Here is an 18,594-nt window from a genome sequence, read left to right on the forward strand (position 1 = left end):
TTCCTCCGCTTCCTGCCGCGCACGCCCACCGGCGTGCGCGGTCCGACGGGGTTCCCATGTCTCCTCCCTTCCTGCTGCTGGGACGCCACCATGCGGGCACCTGGTTGATCGCGCTGCAACTGGCGATCGGCGTGGTGCTGTGCCTGCAGGCCTGGCAGGCGGTCACCGGTCTGCACGCCGCGCGCGCGATGCCCGACGGCATCGATGACGCGGGACTGCTGCTGGTGCCCTGGCTGCAGATGACACCGGGAAGCGATCCGGGCGTCGCCGATGTCGTCCGCCGCCTGCGCAACGTGCCGGGCGTGCAGTCGGCCACGGCCGCCAATCAGGCGCCCTACGGAAACAGCGCCTGGAGCATGCATGTGTGGATGTCGGCGCGACCCGCGGAGCGGCACGTCGTGTCGGTATTCCTCGGTGACGAGCGGTTCGCCTGGACGCTCGGACTGGCGACGGTGCGGGGTCGGGAGTTCCTTCCCGACGAGTTCCGCGACTATGCCGGCGACCAGACCGATCTGCATGCCGCGCTCGGGCCGGCCATCATCTCGTCGGCCCTGGCCCGACGGCTGTATGGCGATGCGGACCCGCTCGGCCGCACGGTGTGGACGGCACCGGGCGCTCGGCTGCACGTGGTCGGTGTGATCGATCGCGTACCTCCGCCGGCCAGCGCGCGCGACACGGGAGACTTGGCCATGCTGCTGCCGGTGCGGATGGTGCGCGCCGGCGATGCGCAGTTCCTCGTCCGGCACACGGGCGATGCGGATGGCGTGGCGTCGCGGATCCGCACCGCGCTGGCCGCCGCCTATCCGTCCATGGCGGTCGCCGATCCGGTCGGCATGACTTCGCTGCGCGAGGCCTCGCTGCATGCGCCGCGCATGCGCGCACGCTGGTCTGTAGGCGCGTGCGTCGCGTGGTGGTTCTCCACCCTCGGCCTGCTGATGCTCGGCGGCGAGCGTTGGGTGCAGGCGCACGCGCAGGAGTTCAGCCTGCGCCGTGCCGCCGGTGCGACCGGTCGCCAGCTCGCACGCCGCCTGCGCTGCGAATACCTGGGACTGGCATGCATGGCGGTGATGGCGGGCCTGACCTGCGGTGGCTGGTTGCTGCCGCGCGTCGCCCCGGACGGGCTGGTCAGCACGCCGTCGATGGGCGCGATGCTCGCGGCCGCCGCATGGGCGACGCTGGCGGTGCAGTTCGCCGCGACATGGCCCGCACGCCTGGCCCGCCGCATCCCGCCGCACCTCGTCAGCCGCAGCCCTTCGGTTAGGCTATAGCGCATGCCTACCATCCTCGTGATCGACGACAACCTGGCCGTCAGTACGGCACTGGAAGTCCTGTTTTCCCTGCACGACATCGACACCCTGCACGCCGAATCACCGGCGGCGGGCCTGGCGATGTTGCGCGAACATCCGGTCGACCTGGTCATCCAGGACATGAACTTCAGCGAAGACACGACGTCCGGCATCGAAGGCGAGCAGCTGTTCATCGACCTGCGCGCCGAATGGCCGGACATGCCGGTGATCCTGCTGACCGCATGGACGCATCTGGAAGCGGCGGTGAACCTGGTGAAGGCGGGCGCGGCCGATTACGTCGCCAAGCCGTGGGACGACCGCAAGCTGCTGGCCACCGTCAACACCTTGCTGGAGCTGACGGAGACCCGTCGCGAACTCGACCGCCGGCGCAGCCGCGAGCGACGCAGCCGCCACCAGCTCGAGCAGAAGTACGACCTGCGCAACCTCGTGTTCGAGGACCCGGCCAGCGAACGCGTGATCGCGCTCGCCTGCCAGGTCGCGCGCTCCGACTTGCCGGTGCTGATCACCGGGCCCAATGGTGCGGGCAAGGAGAAGATCGCCGAGATCATCCAGGCCAATTCCAGCGTGAAGCAGGGGCCGTTCGTGACGCTGAATTGCGGCGCGCTGCCGTCCGAACTGATCGAGGCGGAACTGTTCGGCGCGGATGCCGGCGCCTACACCGGCGCGAACAAGGCACGCGAGGGCAAGTTCGAAGCGGCCGACGGCGGCACGCTGTTCCTCGACGAGATCGGCAACCTGCCGCTCACCGGGCAGATGAAATTGCTGCGCGTGCTGGAGACCGGCCGCTTCGAGCGGCTGGGCTCCAATCGCGAGCGCAAGGTCGCGGTGCGCGTGATCAGCGCCACCAACGCGGACCTGCCCACGATGATCCGGGACGGCAGTTTCCGCGAGGACCTCTACTACCGGCTCAATGCCATCGAGCTCGCGCTGCCGCCGCTGGCCGAACGGCCCGGCGACATCCTGCCGCTGGCCGAGCGCTTCCGGCCCGACGACAAGCCGCTGGGCGAAAGCGCGCGCGCCGCGCTGCTGCGCCATGCCTGGCCGGGCAACGTGCGCGAGCTGCGCAATGTCATCCAGCGCGCCGGCCTGCTGGCGATGGGTGAGCGGATCGAGGCCACGGACCTCAACCTGCCCCGACCGACATCGGTGCGCACGACGATCGTCGCCGAACCGGAGCGCGCCGACATCGAGGCCGCGATCGCCCGCGCCGGCGGCGTGATCGCGCAAGCCGCCACCGACCTCGGCATGAGCCGCCAGGCGCTGTACCGGCGCATGGAACGCTTCGGCATCAAGGCCACATGATCCGCCGCTCGCTCGCCGGCCGCGTATTGTCCTGGCTGCTGCCGTTGCTGGCGGTGGCGCTGGTGCTGCCGGTCGCGCTGTCGCACTGGCTGCAGGACGACCTGCTGGCGGTGCTGCTGTCCGCGCTGGTCGTGCTGCCGCTGGCGGGCTGGGCGATCCATCGTGGCCTGCGCAGCACGCGCTCGCTGTTCCGTGCGCTGGCCGGCAGCGTCAACAGCTATCGCGACGGCGAGTACAACTTCGGCATCCATTGGCAGGGCAGCGACGAACTTGCCGAACTCGTCCGTTCGCACGGCGCGCTGGGCGACGTCCTGCGCGAGCAGCGGCAGACCCTGGTGCAGCGTGAACTGCTGCTGGACACGATGGTGCAGAACACCCCGGTGGCCATGCTGCTGGTGGCGCCCGGCGGGGATGGCGTGCGCCGGGTGGTGTTCGCCAACGTCGCCGCGCGCAAGCTGCTGCACAGCGGCTGGAAGCTGGAGGGACAGGACTACGACTCGTTGCTGGCCGCCTCGCCGGTGGAGATGCGCGAAGCGCTCGCGCGCAGCGGCGACAGCCTGTTCGCCATCGGCAGCGAGGAGGACGACGAGGAAGAGCAGGTCTACCATCTCGCACGCCGCAACTTCCGCCTCAACGGCCGCCCGCACGAGTTGCTGCTGCTGCGGCTGCTGACGAACGAACTGCGTCGGCAGGAAGTGATGACGTGGAAGAAGGTCATCCGCGTGATCAGTCACGAACTCAACAACTCGCTGGCACCGGTGGCGTCGCTGGCGCACTCCGGCGCGGAACTGGTCCGCCGCGGCAAGCACGAGCGGCTGGAAGAAGTGTTCGGCACCATCGAGGACCGCGCCCGCCACCTGGAGGGCTTCATCCGCGGATACGCGCGCTTCGCCAAGCTTCCGCAGCCGCAGCTGCATACGGTGCACTGGCGGGCCTTCCTCGAAGGCCTGCAGCGGCAGATCGGGTTCGAACTGGCGATGCAGGAGGCCGACATCGATGGCCGCATCGACCTGGCGCAGGTCGAGCAGGCGCTGCTGAACCTGCTGAAGAACGCGCACGAATCCGGCACGACCGCCGACGGCGTGTCGGTGCGTGTCACCCGCCTGCCCGGCTGGGTCCGTATCGAGGTGATGGACCGCGGCACGGGCATGAACGATGCGGTGCTGCAGAACGCGTTGGTGCCGTTCTATTCGACCAAGCGCAACGGCACCGGCCTGGGCCTGGCGCTGACCCGCGAGATCGTCGAAGCGCACGGCGGACGGCTGTCGCTGCACAACCGCGACGGTGGCGGGCTGTGCGTGGCCATCCAGTTGCCCGAAAACTGATCTGTCCGATGGCGGCGCGACGGCATCACCGCGCTGTACCCGAAGCCGAACCCGCATGGCACCGACTCCCCCTCTCCTACCGGGAGAGGGCAAGGGGTGAGGGCTGGCAGCCGCGACCCGCATTCAACGGGCTTTCGTTCAGATACGCGACCCGTGGCGGGCTTAAGCCCGCCCTACGTCACTTCGGTTTCTTCACCGGTCGCTGCCAACCCTCGACCGTCATCTGGCGCGCACGCGCGACCGTCAGCTTGTCGGCGGGCGCATTCTTCGAGATCACCGAGCCCGCGCCGATGGTGGCGCCGTCCGCCAGGGTCACCGGTGCGACCAGCGACGAGTTCGAGCCGACGAAGACGCGGTCGCCGATCGTCGTGGTGGACTTGTTAACGCCATCGTAGTTGCAGGTGATGGTGCCGGCGCCGATGTTGGTGCCGGTGCCGATCACCGTGTCGCCGAGATAGGTCAGGTGGTTGGCCTTGCTGCCCACGCCGATGCGCGCGTTCTTCGTCTCGACGAAGTTGCCCACATGCACGCCATCGGCGAGCACCGTGCCCGGGCGCAGGCGCGCGTAGGGGCCGATCAGCGCCGCACCTTCGCTGGCGACGCCTTCCAGATCGCAGTGCGCGCGCACCTGCGTGCCGGCGGCCAGCGTCACGTCCTTCAGACGCGTGAAGGGGCCGATGACGACGCCATCGCCCAGCTCGACTTTGCCTTCCAGCACCACGTCCACGTCGATCTGCACGTCGCGACCCACCGTTACCGTGCCGCGCTGGTCGAAGCGCGCCGGGTCGACCAGGCGCGCGCCCTGCACGCACAGCGCGCGCGCGGCACGCAACTGGTAGGCGCGCTCGAGCTGCGACAGCTGCCAGGGATCGTTCGCGCCTTCGGCCTCGATCGGTTCGCCCACGAGGACCATTTCGGCGGGGGTGAATTCTTCGGCCGCCATCGCGAACACGTCGGTCAGGTAGTACTCGCCCTGCGCATTGTTGTTGGACAGCCGCGCCAGCCAGCCCTTCAGGGCACTGCCGTCGGCGGCGATGATGCCGGTGTTGATGGTGCGGATGCGGCGTTGCTCCTCGTCGGCGTCCTTGTGCTCGACGATGGCGGCCACACGGCCCGCTTCATCGCGGACGATGCGGCCATAGCCGGTCGGATCGACGGGTTCGGCGACCAGCACCGCTAGGCGACCCGGCGCGTCCAGCAGGCGCTGCAGGGTCTCGCTGCGGGTCAACGGCACGTCGCCGTACAGCACCAGCACGCGTGCGCCGTCCGGAATGGCGGGGATCGCCTGCGCGACCGCATGACCGGTGCCCAGCTGCTGCGCCTGGTGCGCCCAGTACAGATCGGGCTGATCGGCGAACGCCGCCTGCACCTGGTCGCCACCGTGCCCGTAGACCACGTGCACGCCCGCCGGCGATAGCGCGCGCGCCGCCTCGATCACATGCGCCAGCATCGGCCGCCCGGCGATCGGCTGCAGGACCTTCGGCAGTGCGGACTTCATGCGCTTGCCCTCACCGGCAGCGAGGATGACGACGTGTAGTGGCTTCATGTGGTTTCCCATTACGATGATGGCGGCCTTCGCCCCTGGTGCGATGGTATCAACTCAGTCCGCCACAAGACCTCGCCCATGACCGACCGCACCGACGCCACCCGCATCCGCCATTGGGGGCTCCCTTCGGTCGTGGCGTTGCTGCTGGTGCTGCTGGCGCTCTTCAAGCAGGGCCAGGACGCGAACTGGGACCTGCGCAACTACCACCTCTATACGCCATCCGCGCTGCTGGACGGCCGTTTCGCCGACGACATCGCGGCGGCGCAGCTCCAGACCTGGCACAACCCGGCGCTCGACATCCCCTTCGCCTGGTCGGTGAAGGCAGGTCTGCCCGGATGGGCGATATCGCTGTGGCTGGCGCTGCCCGCCTTCCTCGCCATCCTGTTTGCGCTACGCCTGCTCGACCTGGCATGGCCGGAGGGGCGCAGCGCGATGCGCACGACGATGGCCGGCCTGGCGGCGGTGACGGGCGCCGCCGTGATGCCCAGCATCGGCACGACATTCAACGACGCGACCGTGGCAGCCGGGATGATGGCGGCGCTGTGGTGGATCGCGGACTCGCAAGGTCGCCGCCATGCGTGGGCCACGTGGCTGCCGGCAGGCTTGATGGCAGGGCTGTGCGCCGGCCTGAAGCTCACCGGTGCGCTGTACTGCATCGGCTTCATCGGCGCCGCCCTCGTGTGCGGACCGATGCGCGCCGCCCCGTCGCGGATCATGGCGCTCGCTGCGGGTGGCATCGCCGGCGCCTTGCTGACCGCCGGCCCATGGGCCTTCCATCTCTGGCACGAATACGGCAACCCGCTTTTTCCCTATTTCAACGAATGGTTCAGGTCGCCCGACGCGCTGGCGCATGCGCACAAAGACGCACGGTTCATACCGCACGGCATTGATGCCCTCTTGGCTCCGTTCCATCTGCTGACCGACAGCAGCCGCTTCTCGGAAGGAAAGCTGTCGGATCCGCGCGCGCTGCTCGGCCTCGCCGCGCTGGGTGCCTGGTGGATCTCGGCCTGGCGCAGGCGCCGAGAGGACGTCGCCACCATCGCCATCGCCAACGCACTGATCGTGTTCGCGCTGCTCAGTTTCGCCGTCTGGGCGAAGCTGTACGGCATCTACCGCTATCTTTTCGCACTGGAGCTCGTGTGCTCCGTCGCCATCCTGGGCGTGGTGTCGGCATGGGTGCCGCCGCGCTACGTACGCATCGCGATGGTGGCAACGGCCGTGATGCTGGTGGCGGGCGCCAACCGGCCGAACTGGGGACGGGCGCCGTTCCGCACGCCGATGATATCCGTGCAGGTACCCGCGCTGCCCCACGACAGCCTCGTGGTGCTGGCGGACGACAATCCCATGGCCTATGCCGTCGCTTTCCTGCCACGTACCGTGCCGGCGATATCGATACAGAACAACTTCATGACACCTGCACGCTGCACGCGGCTGCAGGCCGCTGCCGAACGGCGCGTGCGGCGACATGCGGGCCCGATCTTCCTGCTGCGCCAGTCGTCTTCGACGGGAGCACCTGCGGCGATCCTCGCCTACGGACTGGCGTCCGGGGGTAATTGCCTGGCGATGCCGACGAGCCTGGACGAACTGGAGCTCTGCCCGCTGGCGCGCGGCACGCCTACGCCGACGGTCTGCGCTGCGCCAGCACCTGGTCCGTGATCAGCCGCTGGATCTCGTTCGAGCGGCGGTTGACCGTATCCAGGATGAGTCCCGTCGCCATCGACACCACGCCGACCAACGCGAACGCCACCGCCAGGACGGCGGTGGACGGGTGGGTGACCAAGCCCGTGCGCGCGAACTCATGGATGACGATGGCGCCGAAACCCAGGCTCAACAGCACGCAAAGTACGGCGAGCGTTCCGAAGAACAGGAGCGGGCGCATGTCCTTGAACAGGAACAGGATCGTCTTCAGGACGCGGATGCCGTCGCGGTACGTGTGGAGCTTGGACTCGCTGCCATCGGGCCGCGTGCCGTAGTCGATGGTCCGCTCCGACAACACGAAACCGTTGGCCAGCGCGAACACCGTCATCTCGGTCTCGATCTCGAAGCCACGGGAAAGCACGGGCATGGACTTGACGAAGCGGCGGGAGAACACCCGGTAGCCGGATAGCACGTCGCGGACCGGGTGGCCGAACAGGGCGCTGATGCAGCCACGGACCAGCCGGTTGCCGACGCCGTGGAATCGGCGGAAGGATGCGTTTTCATGGGATTCCAGCCGCGTCCCCACGACCATGTCGGCCCGTCCTTCCGCGACGTCTTCGATGAGCGACCTCACGGCGGATGCCGGATAGGTGTCGTCGCCATCCACCATGACGTAGATGTCGGCATCGACATCACGGAACATCGCGCGCACCGCGTTGCCCTTGCCCTTGGCCAGCACGTGCCGCACATGCGCGCCCGCCTGCGCGGCCAGATGCGCCGTGGCGTCGGCGCTGGCATTGTCGAAGACCCACACGTCCGCTTCGGGCAGCGCCTGGCGGAAGTCCGCGACGACCTTCTGCACCGTCGGCGCTTCGTTGTGGCAGGGAATCAAGACGGCGATGCGCAAGGCGACAATCCGGGTCGGCGACGGGCGCCCGCATCTTACACGGCAACCCCCGCATGGCCGGGGTTACCATCGCCACATGGCACCCTCTTCTTCCAGGCACACCCTGCTGCGCCAGGGCGGCAGTTTCCTCGTCATCGGCGCACTCCAGTTGCTGGTGGACTGGGCGCTGTTCGTGGCGTTGACCGCACTCGGCGTGCCGGCGGCGCCCGGCAATCTCGCGGGTCGCATCGGTGGCGCGCTGCTCGGCTTCTGGTTGAACGGACGCGTGACCTTCGCCCGCGACGGCGCCGCGCGGCTGGGCTGGCGGCGCTTCGCCAAGTTCCTGCTGGTGTGGGTGCCGCTGACGGTGATCAGCACCGTGGCGGTCGCATGGGTCGCCTCGTCGCTGGGCCTGGCGCATGCCTGGCTGGCCAAGCCGCTGGTGGAAGGCGTGCTGGCCATCGTGGCCTTCTTCCTCTGGCGGCACGTGGTCTACCGCTAGCTGGAATGAAAACGCCGGCGCGAGGCCGGCGTTTTCGATGAAGCGTGCGTGCGTGGACCTCAGTGCTTGAGGTTCTTGCGTAGGCGCTCCAGCGCGCTGAGCTGGGCGATGCTCATGGCCAGCTGGGCCTGGGCTTCTTCCACGCTCATCTTCGGATCCTGCTTGGCCAGGATGCGCTCGGCTTCTTCCTTGGCCTTGCGGACCTGCGCCTCGTCGATGTCCGACGCACGGATCGCGGTGTCGGCCAGCACGGTGACGACCTGCGGCTGCACTTCGAGGATGCCGCCGGAGATGGCGAAGTCCAGCTGCTCGCCATTGGCCAGCGTCACCACCACCTTGCCCGGCTTCAGGCGGGTGATCAGCGGCGCGTGCTTCGGCGCGATGCCGAGTTCGCCCAGTTCGCCGGTGGCAACGACCAGGGTGGCTTCACCGTGGAAGATCTCCTGCTCGGCACTGACGATGTCGCAACGGATGGTGCTCATGGAACTCTCTTTGCCGTGTAGGGCGGGCCTGGGCCCGCCGCCGGTTGCCGCGAAGGTGGGCCTGGGCCCACCCTACGTGCTTACGCCTTTTCGGCGAGCTTCTTGGCCTTCTCGACCGCTTCTTCGATGCCGCCGACCATGTAGAACGCCTGCTCCGGCAGGTGGTCGTACTCGCCGTCGACGATCGCCTTGAAGCCGCGGATCGTGTCCTTCAGCGAGACGTACTTGCCCGGCGAGCCGGTGAACACTTCGGCCACGTGGAACGGCTGGCTGAAGAAGCGCTCGATCTTGCGGGCGCGCGACACGGCCTGCTTGTCTTCTTCGGACAGCTCGTCCATGCCGAGGATGGCGATGATGTCCTTCAGTTCCTTGTACTTCTGCAGCGTCGACTGCACGCGGCGCGCGGTGTCGTAGTGCTCGTGGCCGATGACGTTCGGGTCCAGCTGGCGGCTGGTCGAGTCGAGCGGATCCACGGCCGGGTAGATACCCAGCGAGGCGATGTTGCGGCTCAGCACGACGGTCGCGTCCAAGTGGGCGAACGTGGTGGCCGGCGACGGGTCGGTCAGGTCGTCCGCGGGCACGTACACGGCCTGGATCGAGGTGATCGAACCGGTCTTGGTCGAGGTGATGCGCTCCTGCAGGACGCCCATTTCCTCGGCCAGCGTCGGCTGGTAGCCCACGGCCGACGGCATGCGGCCCAGCAGCGCCGACACTTCGGTACCGGCCAGCGTGTAGCGGTAGATGTTGTCGACGAACAGCAGCACGTCCTTGCCCTTGCCGGACGCGTCCTTCTCGTCGCGGAAGTACTCGGCCATGGTCAGGCCGGTCAGGGCGACGCGCAGGCGGTTGCCCGGCGGCTCGTTCATCTGGCCGTACACCATCGCGACCTTGTCGAGGACGTTGGAGTCCTTCATCTCGTGGTAGAAGTCGTTGCCCTCGCGGGTACGCTCGCCCACGCCGGCGAACACGGACAGGCCCGAGTGCGCCTTGGCGATGTTGTTGATCAGTTCCATCATGTTGACGGTCTTGCCGACGCCGGCGCCGCCGAACAGGCCGACCTTGCCGCCCTTGGCGAACGGGCACATCAGGTCGATGACCTTGATGCCGGTTTCCAGCAGGTCGTTGGCCGAGGACTGGTCCTCGTACGACGGGGCCGAACGGTGGATTTCCCAATGATCGGTCGCCTGCACCGGGCCGGCTTCGTCGATCGGGTTGCCCAGCACGTCCATGATGCGGCCCAGCGTGCCCGCGCCGACCGGCACCGAGATGGCCTTGTCGGTGTTCACGGCGACCAGGTTGCGCTTCAGGCCGTCGGTGGAACCGAGGGCGATGGTGCGCACGACGCCGTCGCCGAGCTGCTGCTGCACTTCGAGCGTGATGGCGGTGTTCTCCACCTTCAGCGCGTCGTACACCTTCGGCACTTCGTTGCGCGCGAATTCGACGTCAACCACCGCGCCGATGATCTGAACGATCTTGCCCTGACTCATTGCTGCATTCCTCTAGATGAATTCTTGTGACTACGCGCGTCAGACTGCCGCCGCGCCGCCGACGATTTCGGAGATTTCCTGGGTGATCGCCGCCTGGCGGGCCTTGTTGTAGACCAGCTGCAGGGTACCGATGAGCTTGTTGGCGTTGTCGCTGGCGGCCTTCATGGCCACCATGCGCGCCGCGTGTTCCGAGGCGATGTTCTCCAGCACGGCCTGGTACACCAGCGACTCGATGTAGCGCGTGATCACGTGGTCGAGCACGGTCTCGGCATCGGGTTCGTAGATGTAGTCCCAGTCGTGGTGCGCGACCTGCGTCTCCGCCGCCGGCAGCGGCAGCAGCTGGTCGAACGCGGCGCGCTGGGTCATCGTGTTGACGAAGTCGTTGTAGACCACGAACACGCGATCGAGGTTGCCTTCGGTGTAGGCGTCCAGCATCACCTTGATCACGCCGATCAGCTGGTCGAGCTTGGGCGCATCGCCCAGGTGCGACACGCTGGCCAGCATGTTGACCTTGACCCGGCGGAAGTACACCGAGGCCTTCTGGCCGATGGTGACCACGTCGACTTCGACGCCCTTCTCGTTCCACTGGCGGATCTCGCCGAGCATCTTGCGGAACAGGTTGTTGTTCAGGCCGCCGGCCAGGCCGCGGTCGGACGACACGATGATGAAGCCGACGCGCTTGACGTCCTTGCGCTCCACCATGAAGGGATGCTGGTAATCGGTGTTGGCCTGGGCCAGGTGGCCGATCACCTGCTTCATCGCGCGCGCGTACGGGCGCGAGGTCTTCATGCGGTCCTGGGCCTTGCGGATCTTGGAGGCCGAGACCATCTCGAGCGCGCGCGTCACCTTGCGGGTGTTCTGCACGCTCTTGATCTTGGTTTTGATTTCGCGTCCGCCTGCCATCTCTTCTTCCCGTAGAGCGGAGCTTGCTCCGCTTTCTGTCCGATCAGCGGAGCAAGCTCCGCTCTACACGTCGTATTACCAGGTACCGGTCTGCTTGAACTCGGCGATGCCCTTCTTGAAGGCGCCTTCGATCTCGTCGTTCCAGTTGCCGGTGTTGTTGATCGTGTCGACCAGCGCGCCCTGGGTGTTGGTGAAGTGCGCGTGCAGCGCGTCTTCGAACGCCAGGATCTTGCCGACCGGCACGTCGTCCAGGTAACCCTCGTTGACCGCGTAGATGGACAGCGCCTGCAGGGCGATGGACATCGGCGCGTACTGCTTCTGCTTCATCAGCTCGGTGACGCGCTGGCCGCGCTCCAGCTGCTTGCGGGTGGCTTCGTCCAGGTCCGAGGCGAACTGCGCGAACGCGGCCAGCTCACGGTACTGGGCGAGCGAGATGCGGATGCCGCCCGACAGCTTCTTGATGATCTTGGTCTGGGCGGCGCCACCGACGCGCGACACCGAGATACCGGCGTTCACGGCCGGGCGGATGCCGGCGTTGAACAGGTCGGTTTCCAGGAAGATCTGGCCGTCGGTGATCGAGATCACGTTGGTCGGCACGAACGCGGACACGTCGCCGGCCTGCGTTTCGATGATCGGCAGCGCGGTCAGCGAACCGGTCTTGCCGGTGACCTTGCCTTCGGTGAACTTCTCCACGTACTCCTCGGACACGCGAGCGGCGCGCTCGAGCAGGCGGGAGTGCAGGTAGAACACGTCGCCCGGGTAGGCTTCACGGCCCGGCGGACGCTTCAGCAACAGCGAGATCTGGCGGTAGGCCACGGCCTGCTTGGACAGATCGTCGTACACGATCAGGGCGTCCTGGCCGCGGTCCATGAAGTACTCGCCCATGGTGCAGCCGGAGTAGGCGCTGATGTACTGCATCGCGGCCGACTCGGAGGCGGTGGCGGCGACGACCACGGTGTGGGCCAGCGCGCCGTTCTCTTCCAGCTTGCGCACGATGTTGGCCACGGTCGAAGCCTTCTGGCCGATCGCGACGTACACGCACTTGATGCCGGTGCCCTTCTGGTTGATCACGGCGTCGATGGCCATCGCGGTCTTGCCGGTCTGGCGGTCGCCGATGATCAGCTCGCGCTGGCCGCGGCCGATCGGGATCATCGCGTCGACCGATTTGTAACCGGTCTGCACCGGCTGGTCGACCGACTTGCGCCAGATCACGCCCGGGGCCACGCGCTCCACCGGCGCGGTCAGCGAGGTGCCCAGCGGGCCCTTGCCGTCGATCGGCTCGCCCAGCGCGTTCACCACGCGGCCGAGCATTTCCGGACCGACCGGCACTTCCAGGATGCGGCCGGTGGTCTTGGCCACGTCGCCTTCGCGCAGGTGCTCGTAGTCGCCCAGGACCACGGCGCCGACCGAATCGCGCTCGAGGTTCAGCGCCAGCGCGTAGGTGTTGTTCGGCAGCTCGATCATTTCGCCCTGCATGACGTCGGCCAGGCCGAAGATGCGCACGATGCCGTCGGACACGCTGGTGACCGTGCCTTCGTTGCGCGACTCCGCGGCCAGCTTGACCTTCTCGATGCGGGTCTTGATCAGGTCGCTGATTTCAGAGGGGTTGAGCGTGGTAGCCATGGGTAAGTCCTGTGTGCCGGCTTGCGCGCGGCGGTTCAATGGGAATTCAGTGCGTCAGCGCCGACTGCAGGCGCGCCAGCTTGCCTTTCAGCGAGCCGTCGATCACCACGCTGCCAGCATCGATCACGGCGCCACCGATCAGCGACGCGTCCACCGCCGTCTCCACCTCGACCTCGCGGCCGAAGCGCTTCTTCAGCGCGGCCTTGATCTGGTCCAGTTCGGCGGACGGCAGGGCGGTGGCCGAGGTGACCTTGGCCTTCACGACATGCTCGGCCTCGGCGCGCAGCTCCTCGAACAGGCCGGCGATCTCCGGCAGCTGCGGCAGCCGGCGGGCATCGGCCAGCACCGCAAGGAAGCGCGTGAACGACTCAGCCGCGCCTTCCGGTGCGAGCAGCTTCACGGCCTCAGCGGGCAGCAGGCGCGGGTTGGGCAGCAGCGCGGCCACGCGCGGGTCCGCCGCGGCATGCGCGGCGAAACCCAGCGCCTGCGACCAGGCGGCGAGATTGCCCTCGCCATGCGCCGTCGCAAAGGCGGCGCGGGCGTAGGGACGGGCGACGGTAAGGGCCTGGCTCATCGATCAGATCATCCGGATCAGATTTCGGCGGCGAGTTCGTCGAGCAGCGCCTTGTGGGCGTTGGCGTCGATCTCGCGCTTCAGCAGCTTCTCGGCACCGCTGACGGCCAGCGACGACACCTGCTTGCGCAGGTCTTCGCGGGCACGCGTGGCGGCGGCGTCGATCTCGGCTTCGGCCAGCGCCTTCTGGCGGTTGGCTTCGGCGATGGCCTCGTTCTTCGCGGCGTCGACGATCTGGTTGGCGCGCGCGTGGGCCTGGTCGATGATGTCGTTGGCCTTGACGCGGGCTTCCTTCAGCGCCTCGTTGACCTTTTCCTGGGCCTGCGCCAGATCCTTCTGGCTGCGATCGGCCGCGGCCAGGCCTTCGGCGATCTTCTGCTGGCGTTCTTCGATGGCAGCCAGCAGCGGCGGCCAGATTTTGGTCGCAATGATCCAGATCAGGCCAGCGAAGGCCAGCGCCTGGGCGAACAGAGTGAGATTGATATTCATCGGTAACCTGCCGGTGAGGAAGGGCCCGCGCACGATGCGCGCGCCCAGCGACGCCTGATGGCCGACCGCGGAGGCGAACCGCCGCGGCCAGGCTTCACGCGGCTTCTCAGCCGCCGGCCAGCTTGGCCAGCTGCTCGGTGAAGATCGTGATGAACGGGCTGGCGAAGGCGAACAGCAGGCCGACGGCGACCGAGATGATGAACGCGGCGTCGATCAGGCCGGCGGTGATGAACATGCGGACCTGCAGGACCGGGATCAGCTCCGGCTGGCGGGCAGCCGATTCCAGGAACTTGCCGGCCATGATGGCCAGACCCAGACCGGCGCCCAGCGCGGCCAGGCCGATCATGATGCCGATGGCGAGGGCGGTCGAAGCCTGGACCTGGGCGAGGTTGGTGAGGATGCTTTCCATGGTGATCTCCGGAACTTAGTTGCTAAAGAGTGGATGGTACGAAAGGGACAAGGGTGAAGCGGAAACTTAGTGGCTGTCTTCCGACAAGCTGAGGTAGACGATCGACAGCATCATGAAGATGAACGCCTGCAGCGGGATGACCAGCAGGTGGAACAGCATCCAGCCCAGGCCGAATACCGCGCCGCCGAACATGCCGACGATGCCCGCGCCGCCCAGCACCCAGATCAGCAGGAAGACGATCTCGCCGCCGAACATGTTGCCGAACAGTCGCATCGCCAAAGAGATGGGCTTGCTGACCCATTCGACGATGTTGAGGATCAGGTTGAACGGCATCATCCACTTGCCGAACGGCGCCGTCAGGAACTCGTGGGCGAAGCCACCGAAGCCCTTCGAGCGGAACGCGAAGACGATCATCAGGAAGAACACGCTGATCGACATGCCCAGGGTGGCATTGACGTCGGCGGTGGGGACCGGCTTCCAGTAGTGGATGCCCAGCAGCTCGAGCGGCTTGGCGATGAAGTCTGCCGGGATCATCTTCAGCAGGTTCATCATCAGGATCCAGAAGAAGATGGTGATCGCGATAGGCGTCACCAGCTTGCTGGTCCCGTGGTAGGTGTCGCGGGCCTGCTTGTCGACGAACTCCAGCATGATCTCGACGAAGGCCTGCCACTTGCCCGGCACGCCGGCGGTCGCCTTGCGGGTCGCCAGCCAGAACGCGAACACGATCAGCAGACCCATCAGCACGGCCGTCACGAAGGTGTCGACGTTGATCGTCCAGAAAGGACCGTCGCCGCCCACCTGGGCCGTGAGGTTCTTCAGGTGGTGCTGGATATAGGTGGTGGGAGTAAGAGCCTCGCCCGCCATGTGTCGGAAACCTTTCGTCTAGATTGGGTTTATCGCTGCTTGCCAACCGCAACCAGCATCTGTGCCACCAGTCCGGCGACCACGCCTGCCATCAGGGGCAGCGGGGGCAGCTTGTACAGCCCCGCGCCCATCACCAGCACGCCGATCACCACGACCCACTTCACCACCATGCCCGCGACCAGCCTCAGCACCGCCGAGACGGCGCCGAGCACGCCACCGCCGAAGGCCATCCAGGCCGCCAGCAGTGCGCCAGCCACGATCGCCAACCCTCCGACGGCCGCCGCGACTGCCTGGGGCACGCCCCGGAGCAGGAACAACAGCGCGACCAGCAGTACCGCGACCGTCTGCCAGACGGCGGCGCGCAACACTAGCCGCCGGCCCGCAGCGACGGAATTCAGCACACGAAAGCCCTACGGAATTGGCGGGGTACAAGGCGGTAAAGCGCCTCGCCGAGCCGCAAAAGTATAGCAGCGGGACAATTTCCGGGACAACCGCCAAAGGTCGAAAACGCGGGCGACGGCGCGTTCGCCCGCAATCCCTTGGCCTGACTGCGTGTAACCGTTTCCCCTATTCAGAATTTTCCTGACGATTTTCCGGAACTTTGACGAAAACCCTGTGTCAGTCCCTACAAGGCCTGCTGCTCAACTTCCTCGTCCGATGCTCCGTCGCAGGCCTCACGAAGCCCCGGCTGCCCCCGGGGCTTCGCCTTTTGCGGGCCGGAAGCGCGTCGATAGTCAGGCGCTATCAATCCGAATTGATCAATCCATTGGACTTGCCAATGGAAAGCGCCACAATGAGATCAATTCTCATCTGTAGCCGTCCCGGACCCCGCCATGAACAAGACGCTGAGCTTCGCGATCCTGCACTTCTCAGTGGCCTTCACCCTGGGCTATCTGTTCACCGGCAGCCTGCTGGTGGGCGGCATGCTGGCGCTGATCGAGCCGGCGACCAATACCGTGGTGTTCCACTTCCATGAAAAGGTGTGGAAGCGGATCGAAGCGCGCCGCGCGGCGAAGGCGATGCCCCTGCCCGCCTGATGCGCCGATTCCTCCGAATGGAAAAGGCCGCGCTGATGCGCGGCCTTTTCGTTGTGCGCTCGCGAGCGGCGCTTACTTTTTCTTCGGGATGTACAGGTCGGTGATCGTGCCTTCGTAGACTTCGGCCGCCATCGCCACGGACTCGCTGAGCGTGGGGTGCGGATGGATGGTCGCGCCGATGTCGCCGGCTTCCGCACCCATCTCGATCGCCAGCGCCAGTTCGCTGATCAGGTCGCCCGCATGCACGCCGACGATGCCGGCGCCGATGATGCGGTGGGTGTGTTCGTCGAAGATGAGCTTGGTGAAGCCTTCGCCGCGACCGATGCCGACCGCGCGCGCGGACGCCAACCACGGGAATTTGCCCACCCCGATCTTCAGGCCCTTGGCCTTGGCTTCGGTCTCGGTCACGCCGACCCAGGCGATCTCCGGATCGGTATAGGCCACCGACGGAATCACCCGCGCCACCCATTCCTTCTTCTCGCCGGCCGCCACTTCCGCCGCCAGCTTGCCCTCGTGCGTGGCCTTGTGCGCCAGCATCGGCTGGCCCACCAGGTCGCCGATGGCGAAGATGTGCGGCACGTTGGTGCGCATCTGCGCATCGACCGGGATGAAACCGCGGTCGGTGACGGTGACGCCGGCCTTGCCGGCATCCAGCTTGCCGCCGTTCGGCGAACGGCCCACGGCGACCAGCACGCGATCCCAGGTGCCCGTTTCCAACTCCGGCTTCTGGCCTTCGGTGGCGCTCTCGAAGTGCACGGTGATGCCCTTCTTCGAGGCCTCGACCTTGGCGGCCTTGGTCTTCAGGTGCACGACCGCGCCCTGCTTCTTCAGGCGGTCGGCCAGCGGCTTCACCAGGTCCTTGTCGGCGCCCGGCATCAGCTGGTCCATGAACTCGACCACGGTGACTTCGGCGCCCAGCGCGCGATACACGGTCGCCATTTCCAGGCCGATGATGCCGCCGCCGACGACGAGCAGCTTCTTCGGCACCTCGGCCAGCTGCAGCGCATCGGTGGAATCCATCACGCGCGGATCGTCCCACGGGAAGTTCGGCAGCTTCACCGCCTGCGAACCGGCGGCGATGATGCACTGCTCGAAGCGCAGCAGCTGCGTCTTGCCGTCGCTGCCCACGATCTCCAGTTCGTTCGGCGATACGAACTTCGCCACGCCGGTGACCGTGCGCACCTTGCGCTGCTTGGCCATGCCGGCCAGGCCCTTGGTGAACTGGCCGACCACCTTGTCCTGCTTGAAGCCGCGCAGCTTGTCGATGTCGATCTTCGGTTTGCCGAAGCTGATGCCGATCTCGTCCGAATGGGCCGCTTCCTCGATCAGCGCCGCGGCATGCAACAGCGCCTTCGACGGGATGCAGCCGACATTGAGGCAGACGCCGCCCAGCGTTTCGTAGCGCTCGATGAGCACCGTATCCAGACCGAGGTCGGCAGCACGGAACGCCGCGGTGTAGCCGCCCGGACCGGAACCGATCACGACGATGCGGCATTCGATGTCCGCCGGCTTGCCGGTACCCAGCGCCGGCTTCGGTGCCGAGGTCGCCGGTGCCGCGGGCGCGGCCGGCGAGGCGGCGACCGGGGCGGGCTTGGACGGCGCCGCAGCGGCGCCCTCGCCTTCCAGGATCGCGACGAGACTGCCTTCAGCCAACTCGTCGCCGAGCTTGACCTTGATTTCCTTCACCACGCCGGCGGCGGGGGACGGCACTTCCATCGTCGCCTTGTCCGACTCCAGCGTGACCAGGCCCTGGTCCTTCTTCACCGTGTCGCCCACGGCCACCAGGATCTCGATGACCGGCACGCCGTCGTAGTCGCCGATGTCGGGCACCTTGGCCTCGATCAGGCCGCCGCCAGCGGCGGCGGGCGTGGCAGCCACAGGCGCGGGTGCAACCGCCGGTGTCGGCGCAGGCGCGGCGGGAGCCGGCGGCGCAGCCGGTGCCGGTGCCGGTGCCGGCGTGGACGCGGCAGCACCTTCGGCTTCCAGCACGGCCACCACGCTACCTTCGGACAGCGCATCGCCCAGCTTGACCTTGATCTCCTTCACCACGCCGGCGGCCGAGGACGGCACTTCCAGCGTGGCCTTGTCCGACTCCAGCGTGACCAGGCCCTGGTCCTTCTTCACCGTGTCGCCGACGGCGACCAGGATCTCGATGACCGGTACATCGCTGTAATCGCCGATGTCGGGGACTTTGACTTCAATCGTGTTCGCCATGGTCTCG

At 67.1% G+C, this 18,594-nt stretch carries 18 protein-coding genes; 6 read left to right on the forward strand and 12 right to left on the reverse strand.

Features of this window, described 5'->3' with window-relative positions:
- Window positions 1-56 precede the first annotated feature (56 nt).
- Genes BLT45_RS17210 through BLT45_RS17220 form a run of 3 tightly spaced genes read left to right on the forward strand, consistent with a single transcriptional unit; the run spans window position 57 to window position 3,934 of the window.
- Window positions 57-1,268 carry an ABC transporter permease gene (locus BLT45_RS17210; RefSeq protein ID WP_093303780.1) on the forward strand — a complete coding sequence of 404 codons (1,212 nt, stop codon included), beginning with the start codon at window positions 57-59 and terminating at the stop codon, window positions 1,266-1,268.
- A gap of 3 nt (window positions 1,269-1,271) precedes the next feature.
- Window positions 1,272-2,609, forward strand: a complete 1,338-nt coding sequence (locus tag BLT45_RS17215) for a sigma-54-dependent transcriptional regulator (protein ID WP_093303784.1) — start codon at window positions 1,272-1,274, stop codon at window positions 2,607-2,609.
- Window positions 2,606-3,934 (forward strand): sensor histidine kinase, encoded by a 1,329-nt coding sequence (locus tag BLT45_RS17220; protein ID WP_093303788.1) that lies wholly within the window; start codon window positions 2,606-2,608, stop codon window positions 3,932-3,934. The genes BLT45_RS17215 and BLT45_RS17220 overlap by 4 nt, the downstream gene beginning before the upstream one ends.
- A gap of 178 nt (window positions 3,935-4,112) precedes the next feature.
- Here BLT45_RS17220 and glmU read toward each other — a convergent pair whose 3' ends face one another.
- Window positions 4,113-5,480 carry a bifunctional UDP-N-acetylglucosamine diphosphorylase/glucosamine-1-phosphate N-acetyltransferase GlmU gene (gene glmU / locus BLT45_RS17225; RefSeq protein ID WP_093303792.1) on the reverse strand — a complete coding sequence of 456 codons (1,368 nt, stop codon included), beginning with the start codon at window positions 5,478-5,480 and terminating at the stop codon, window positions 4,113-4,115.
- Window positions 5,481-5,558: 78 nt separating this feature from the next.
- Between glmU and BLT45_RS17230 the strand changes: the two genes are divergently transcribed.
- Window positions 5,559-7,136: a glycosyltransferase family 87 protein gene (locus BLT45_RS17230; RefSeq protein ID WP_093303797.1), complete on the forward strand. Its 1,578-nt coding sequence runs from the start codon at window positions 5,559-5,561 to the stop codon at window positions 7,134-7,136.
- Here the strand turns inward: BLT45_RS17230 and BLT45_RS17235 are convergent.
- Window positions 7,096-8,025, reverse strand: coding sequence for a glycosyltransferase family 2 protein (locus tag BLT45_RS17235; protein WP_093303802.1), 930 nt, complete (start codon window positions 8,023-8,025; stop codon window positions 7,096-7,098). The genes BLT45_RS17230 and BLT45_RS17235 overlap by 41 nt on opposite strands.
- A gap of 76 nt (window positions 8,026-8,101) precedes the next feature.
- Between BLT45_RS17235 and BLT45_RS17240 the strand changes: the two genes are divergently transcribed.
- Window positions 8,102-8,506, forward strand: a complete 405-nt coding sequence (locus BLT45_RS17240; RefSeq protein WP_093303807.1) for a GtrA family protein — start codon at window positions 8,102-8,104, stop codon at window positions 8,504-8,506.
- A 59-nt stretch (window positions 8,507-8,565) separates the two neighbouring features.
- Here BLT45_RS17240 and BLT45_RS17245 read toward each other — a convergent pair whose 3' ends face one another.
- From BLT45_RS17245 to BLT45_RS17285, 9 genes are all read right to left on the reverse strand, one after another.
- Window positions 8,566-8,988, reverse strand: a complete 423-nt coding sequence (locus BLT45_RS17245) for a F0F1 ATP synthase subunit epsilon (protein ID WP_093303810.1) — start codon at window positions 8,986-8,988, stop codon at window positions 8,566-8,568.
- Window positions 8,989-9,068: 80 nt separating this feature from the next.
- Complete coding sequence (atpD, locus tag BLT45_RS17250) at window positions 9,069-10,475, reverse strand: F0F1 ATP synthase subunit beta (RefSeq protein ID WP_093303813.1); 1,407 nt, start codon at window positions 10,473-10,475, stop codon at window positions 9,069-9,071.
- Window positions 10,476-10,514: 39 nt separating this feature from the next.
- Window positions 10,515-11,378 (reverse strand): F0F1 ATP synthase subunit gamma, encoded by an 864-nt coding sequence (atpG, locus tag BLT45_RS17255; protein ID WP_093303818.1) that lies wholly within the window; start codon window positions 11,376-11,378, stop codon window positions 10,515-10,517.
- Window positions 11,379-11,453: 75 nt separating this feature from the next.
- Window positions 11,454-13,001, reverse strand: coding sequence for a F0F1 ATP synthase subunit alpha (atpA, locus tag BLT45_RS17260; RefSeq protein ID WP_093303824.1), 1,548 nt, complete (start codon window positions 12,999-13,001; stop codon window positions 11,454-11,456).
- A gap of 46 nt (window positions 13,002-13,047) precedes the next feature.
- A complete protein-coding gene (locus BLT45_RS17265; protein WP_093303828.1) occupies window positions 13,048-13,575 on the reverse strand; it encodes a F0F1 ATP synthase subunit delta in 528 nt (175 codons plus the stop codon).
- Between the two features lie 17 nt (window positions 13,576-13,592).
- On the reverse strand, window positions 13,593-14,063 hold the full coding sequence (locus BLT45_RS17270; protein ID WP_093303832.1) for a F0F1 ATP synthase subunit B: 471 nt from the start codon (window positions 14,061-14,063) through the stop codon (window positions 13,593-13,595).
- Window positions 14,064-14,169: 106 nt separating this feature from the next.
- On the reverse strand, window positions 14,170-14,472 hold the full coding sequence (gene atpE, locus BLT45_RS17275) for a F0F1 ATP synthase subunit C (RefSeq protein ID WP_056880791.1): 303 nt from the start codon (window positions 14,470-14,472) through the stop codon (window positions 14,170-14,172).
- Window positions 14,473-14,538: 66 nt separating this feature from the next.
- Window positions 14,539-15,336, reverse strand: a complete 798-nt coding sequence (gene atpB, locus BLT45_RS17280; protein ID WP_093303835.1) for a F0F1 ATP synthase subunit A — start codon at window positions 15,334-15,336, stop codon at window positions 14,539-14,541.
- Between the two features lie 29 nt (window positions 15,337-15,365).
- The gene (locus BLT45_RS17285; protein ID WP_093303839.1) at window positions 15,366-15,737 is read right to left on the reverse strand and encodes a hypothetical protein; all 372 of its coding nucleotides are present in this window, start codon (window positions 15,735-15,737) and stop codon (window positions 15,366-15,368) included.
- 432 nt (window positions 15,738-16,169) lie between these two features.
- On the opposite strand from BLT45_RS17285, the gene BLT45_RS17290 reads away from it, so the two are divergent.
- Complete coding sequence (locus BLT45_RS17290; protein WP_093303842.1) at window positions 16,170-16,373, forward strand: DUF2061 domain-containing protein; 204 nt, start codon at window positions 16,170-16,172, stop codon at window positions 16,371-16,373.
- A 72-nt stretch (window positions 16,374-16,445) separates the two neighbouring features.
- Here the strand turns inward: BLT45_RS17290 and lpdA are convergent, their stop codons facing one another.
- Window positions 16,446-18,587 carry a dihydrolipoyl dehydrogenase gene (gene lpdA, locus BLT45_RS17295; RefSeq protein WP_093303845.1) on the reverse strand — a complete coding sequence of 714 codons (2,142 nt, stop codon included), beginning with the start codon at window positions 18,585-18,587 and terminating at the stop codon, window positions 16,446-16,448.
- Window positions 18,588-18,594: the final 7 nt, after the last annotated feature.

The sequence above is a fragment of the Pseudoxanthomonas sp. CF385 genome, assembly GCF_900104255.1.
In the GTDB taxonomy this organism is placed as follows: Bacteria; Pseudomonadota; Gammaproteobacteria; order Xanthomonadales; family Xanthomonadaceae; genus Pseudoxanthomonas_A.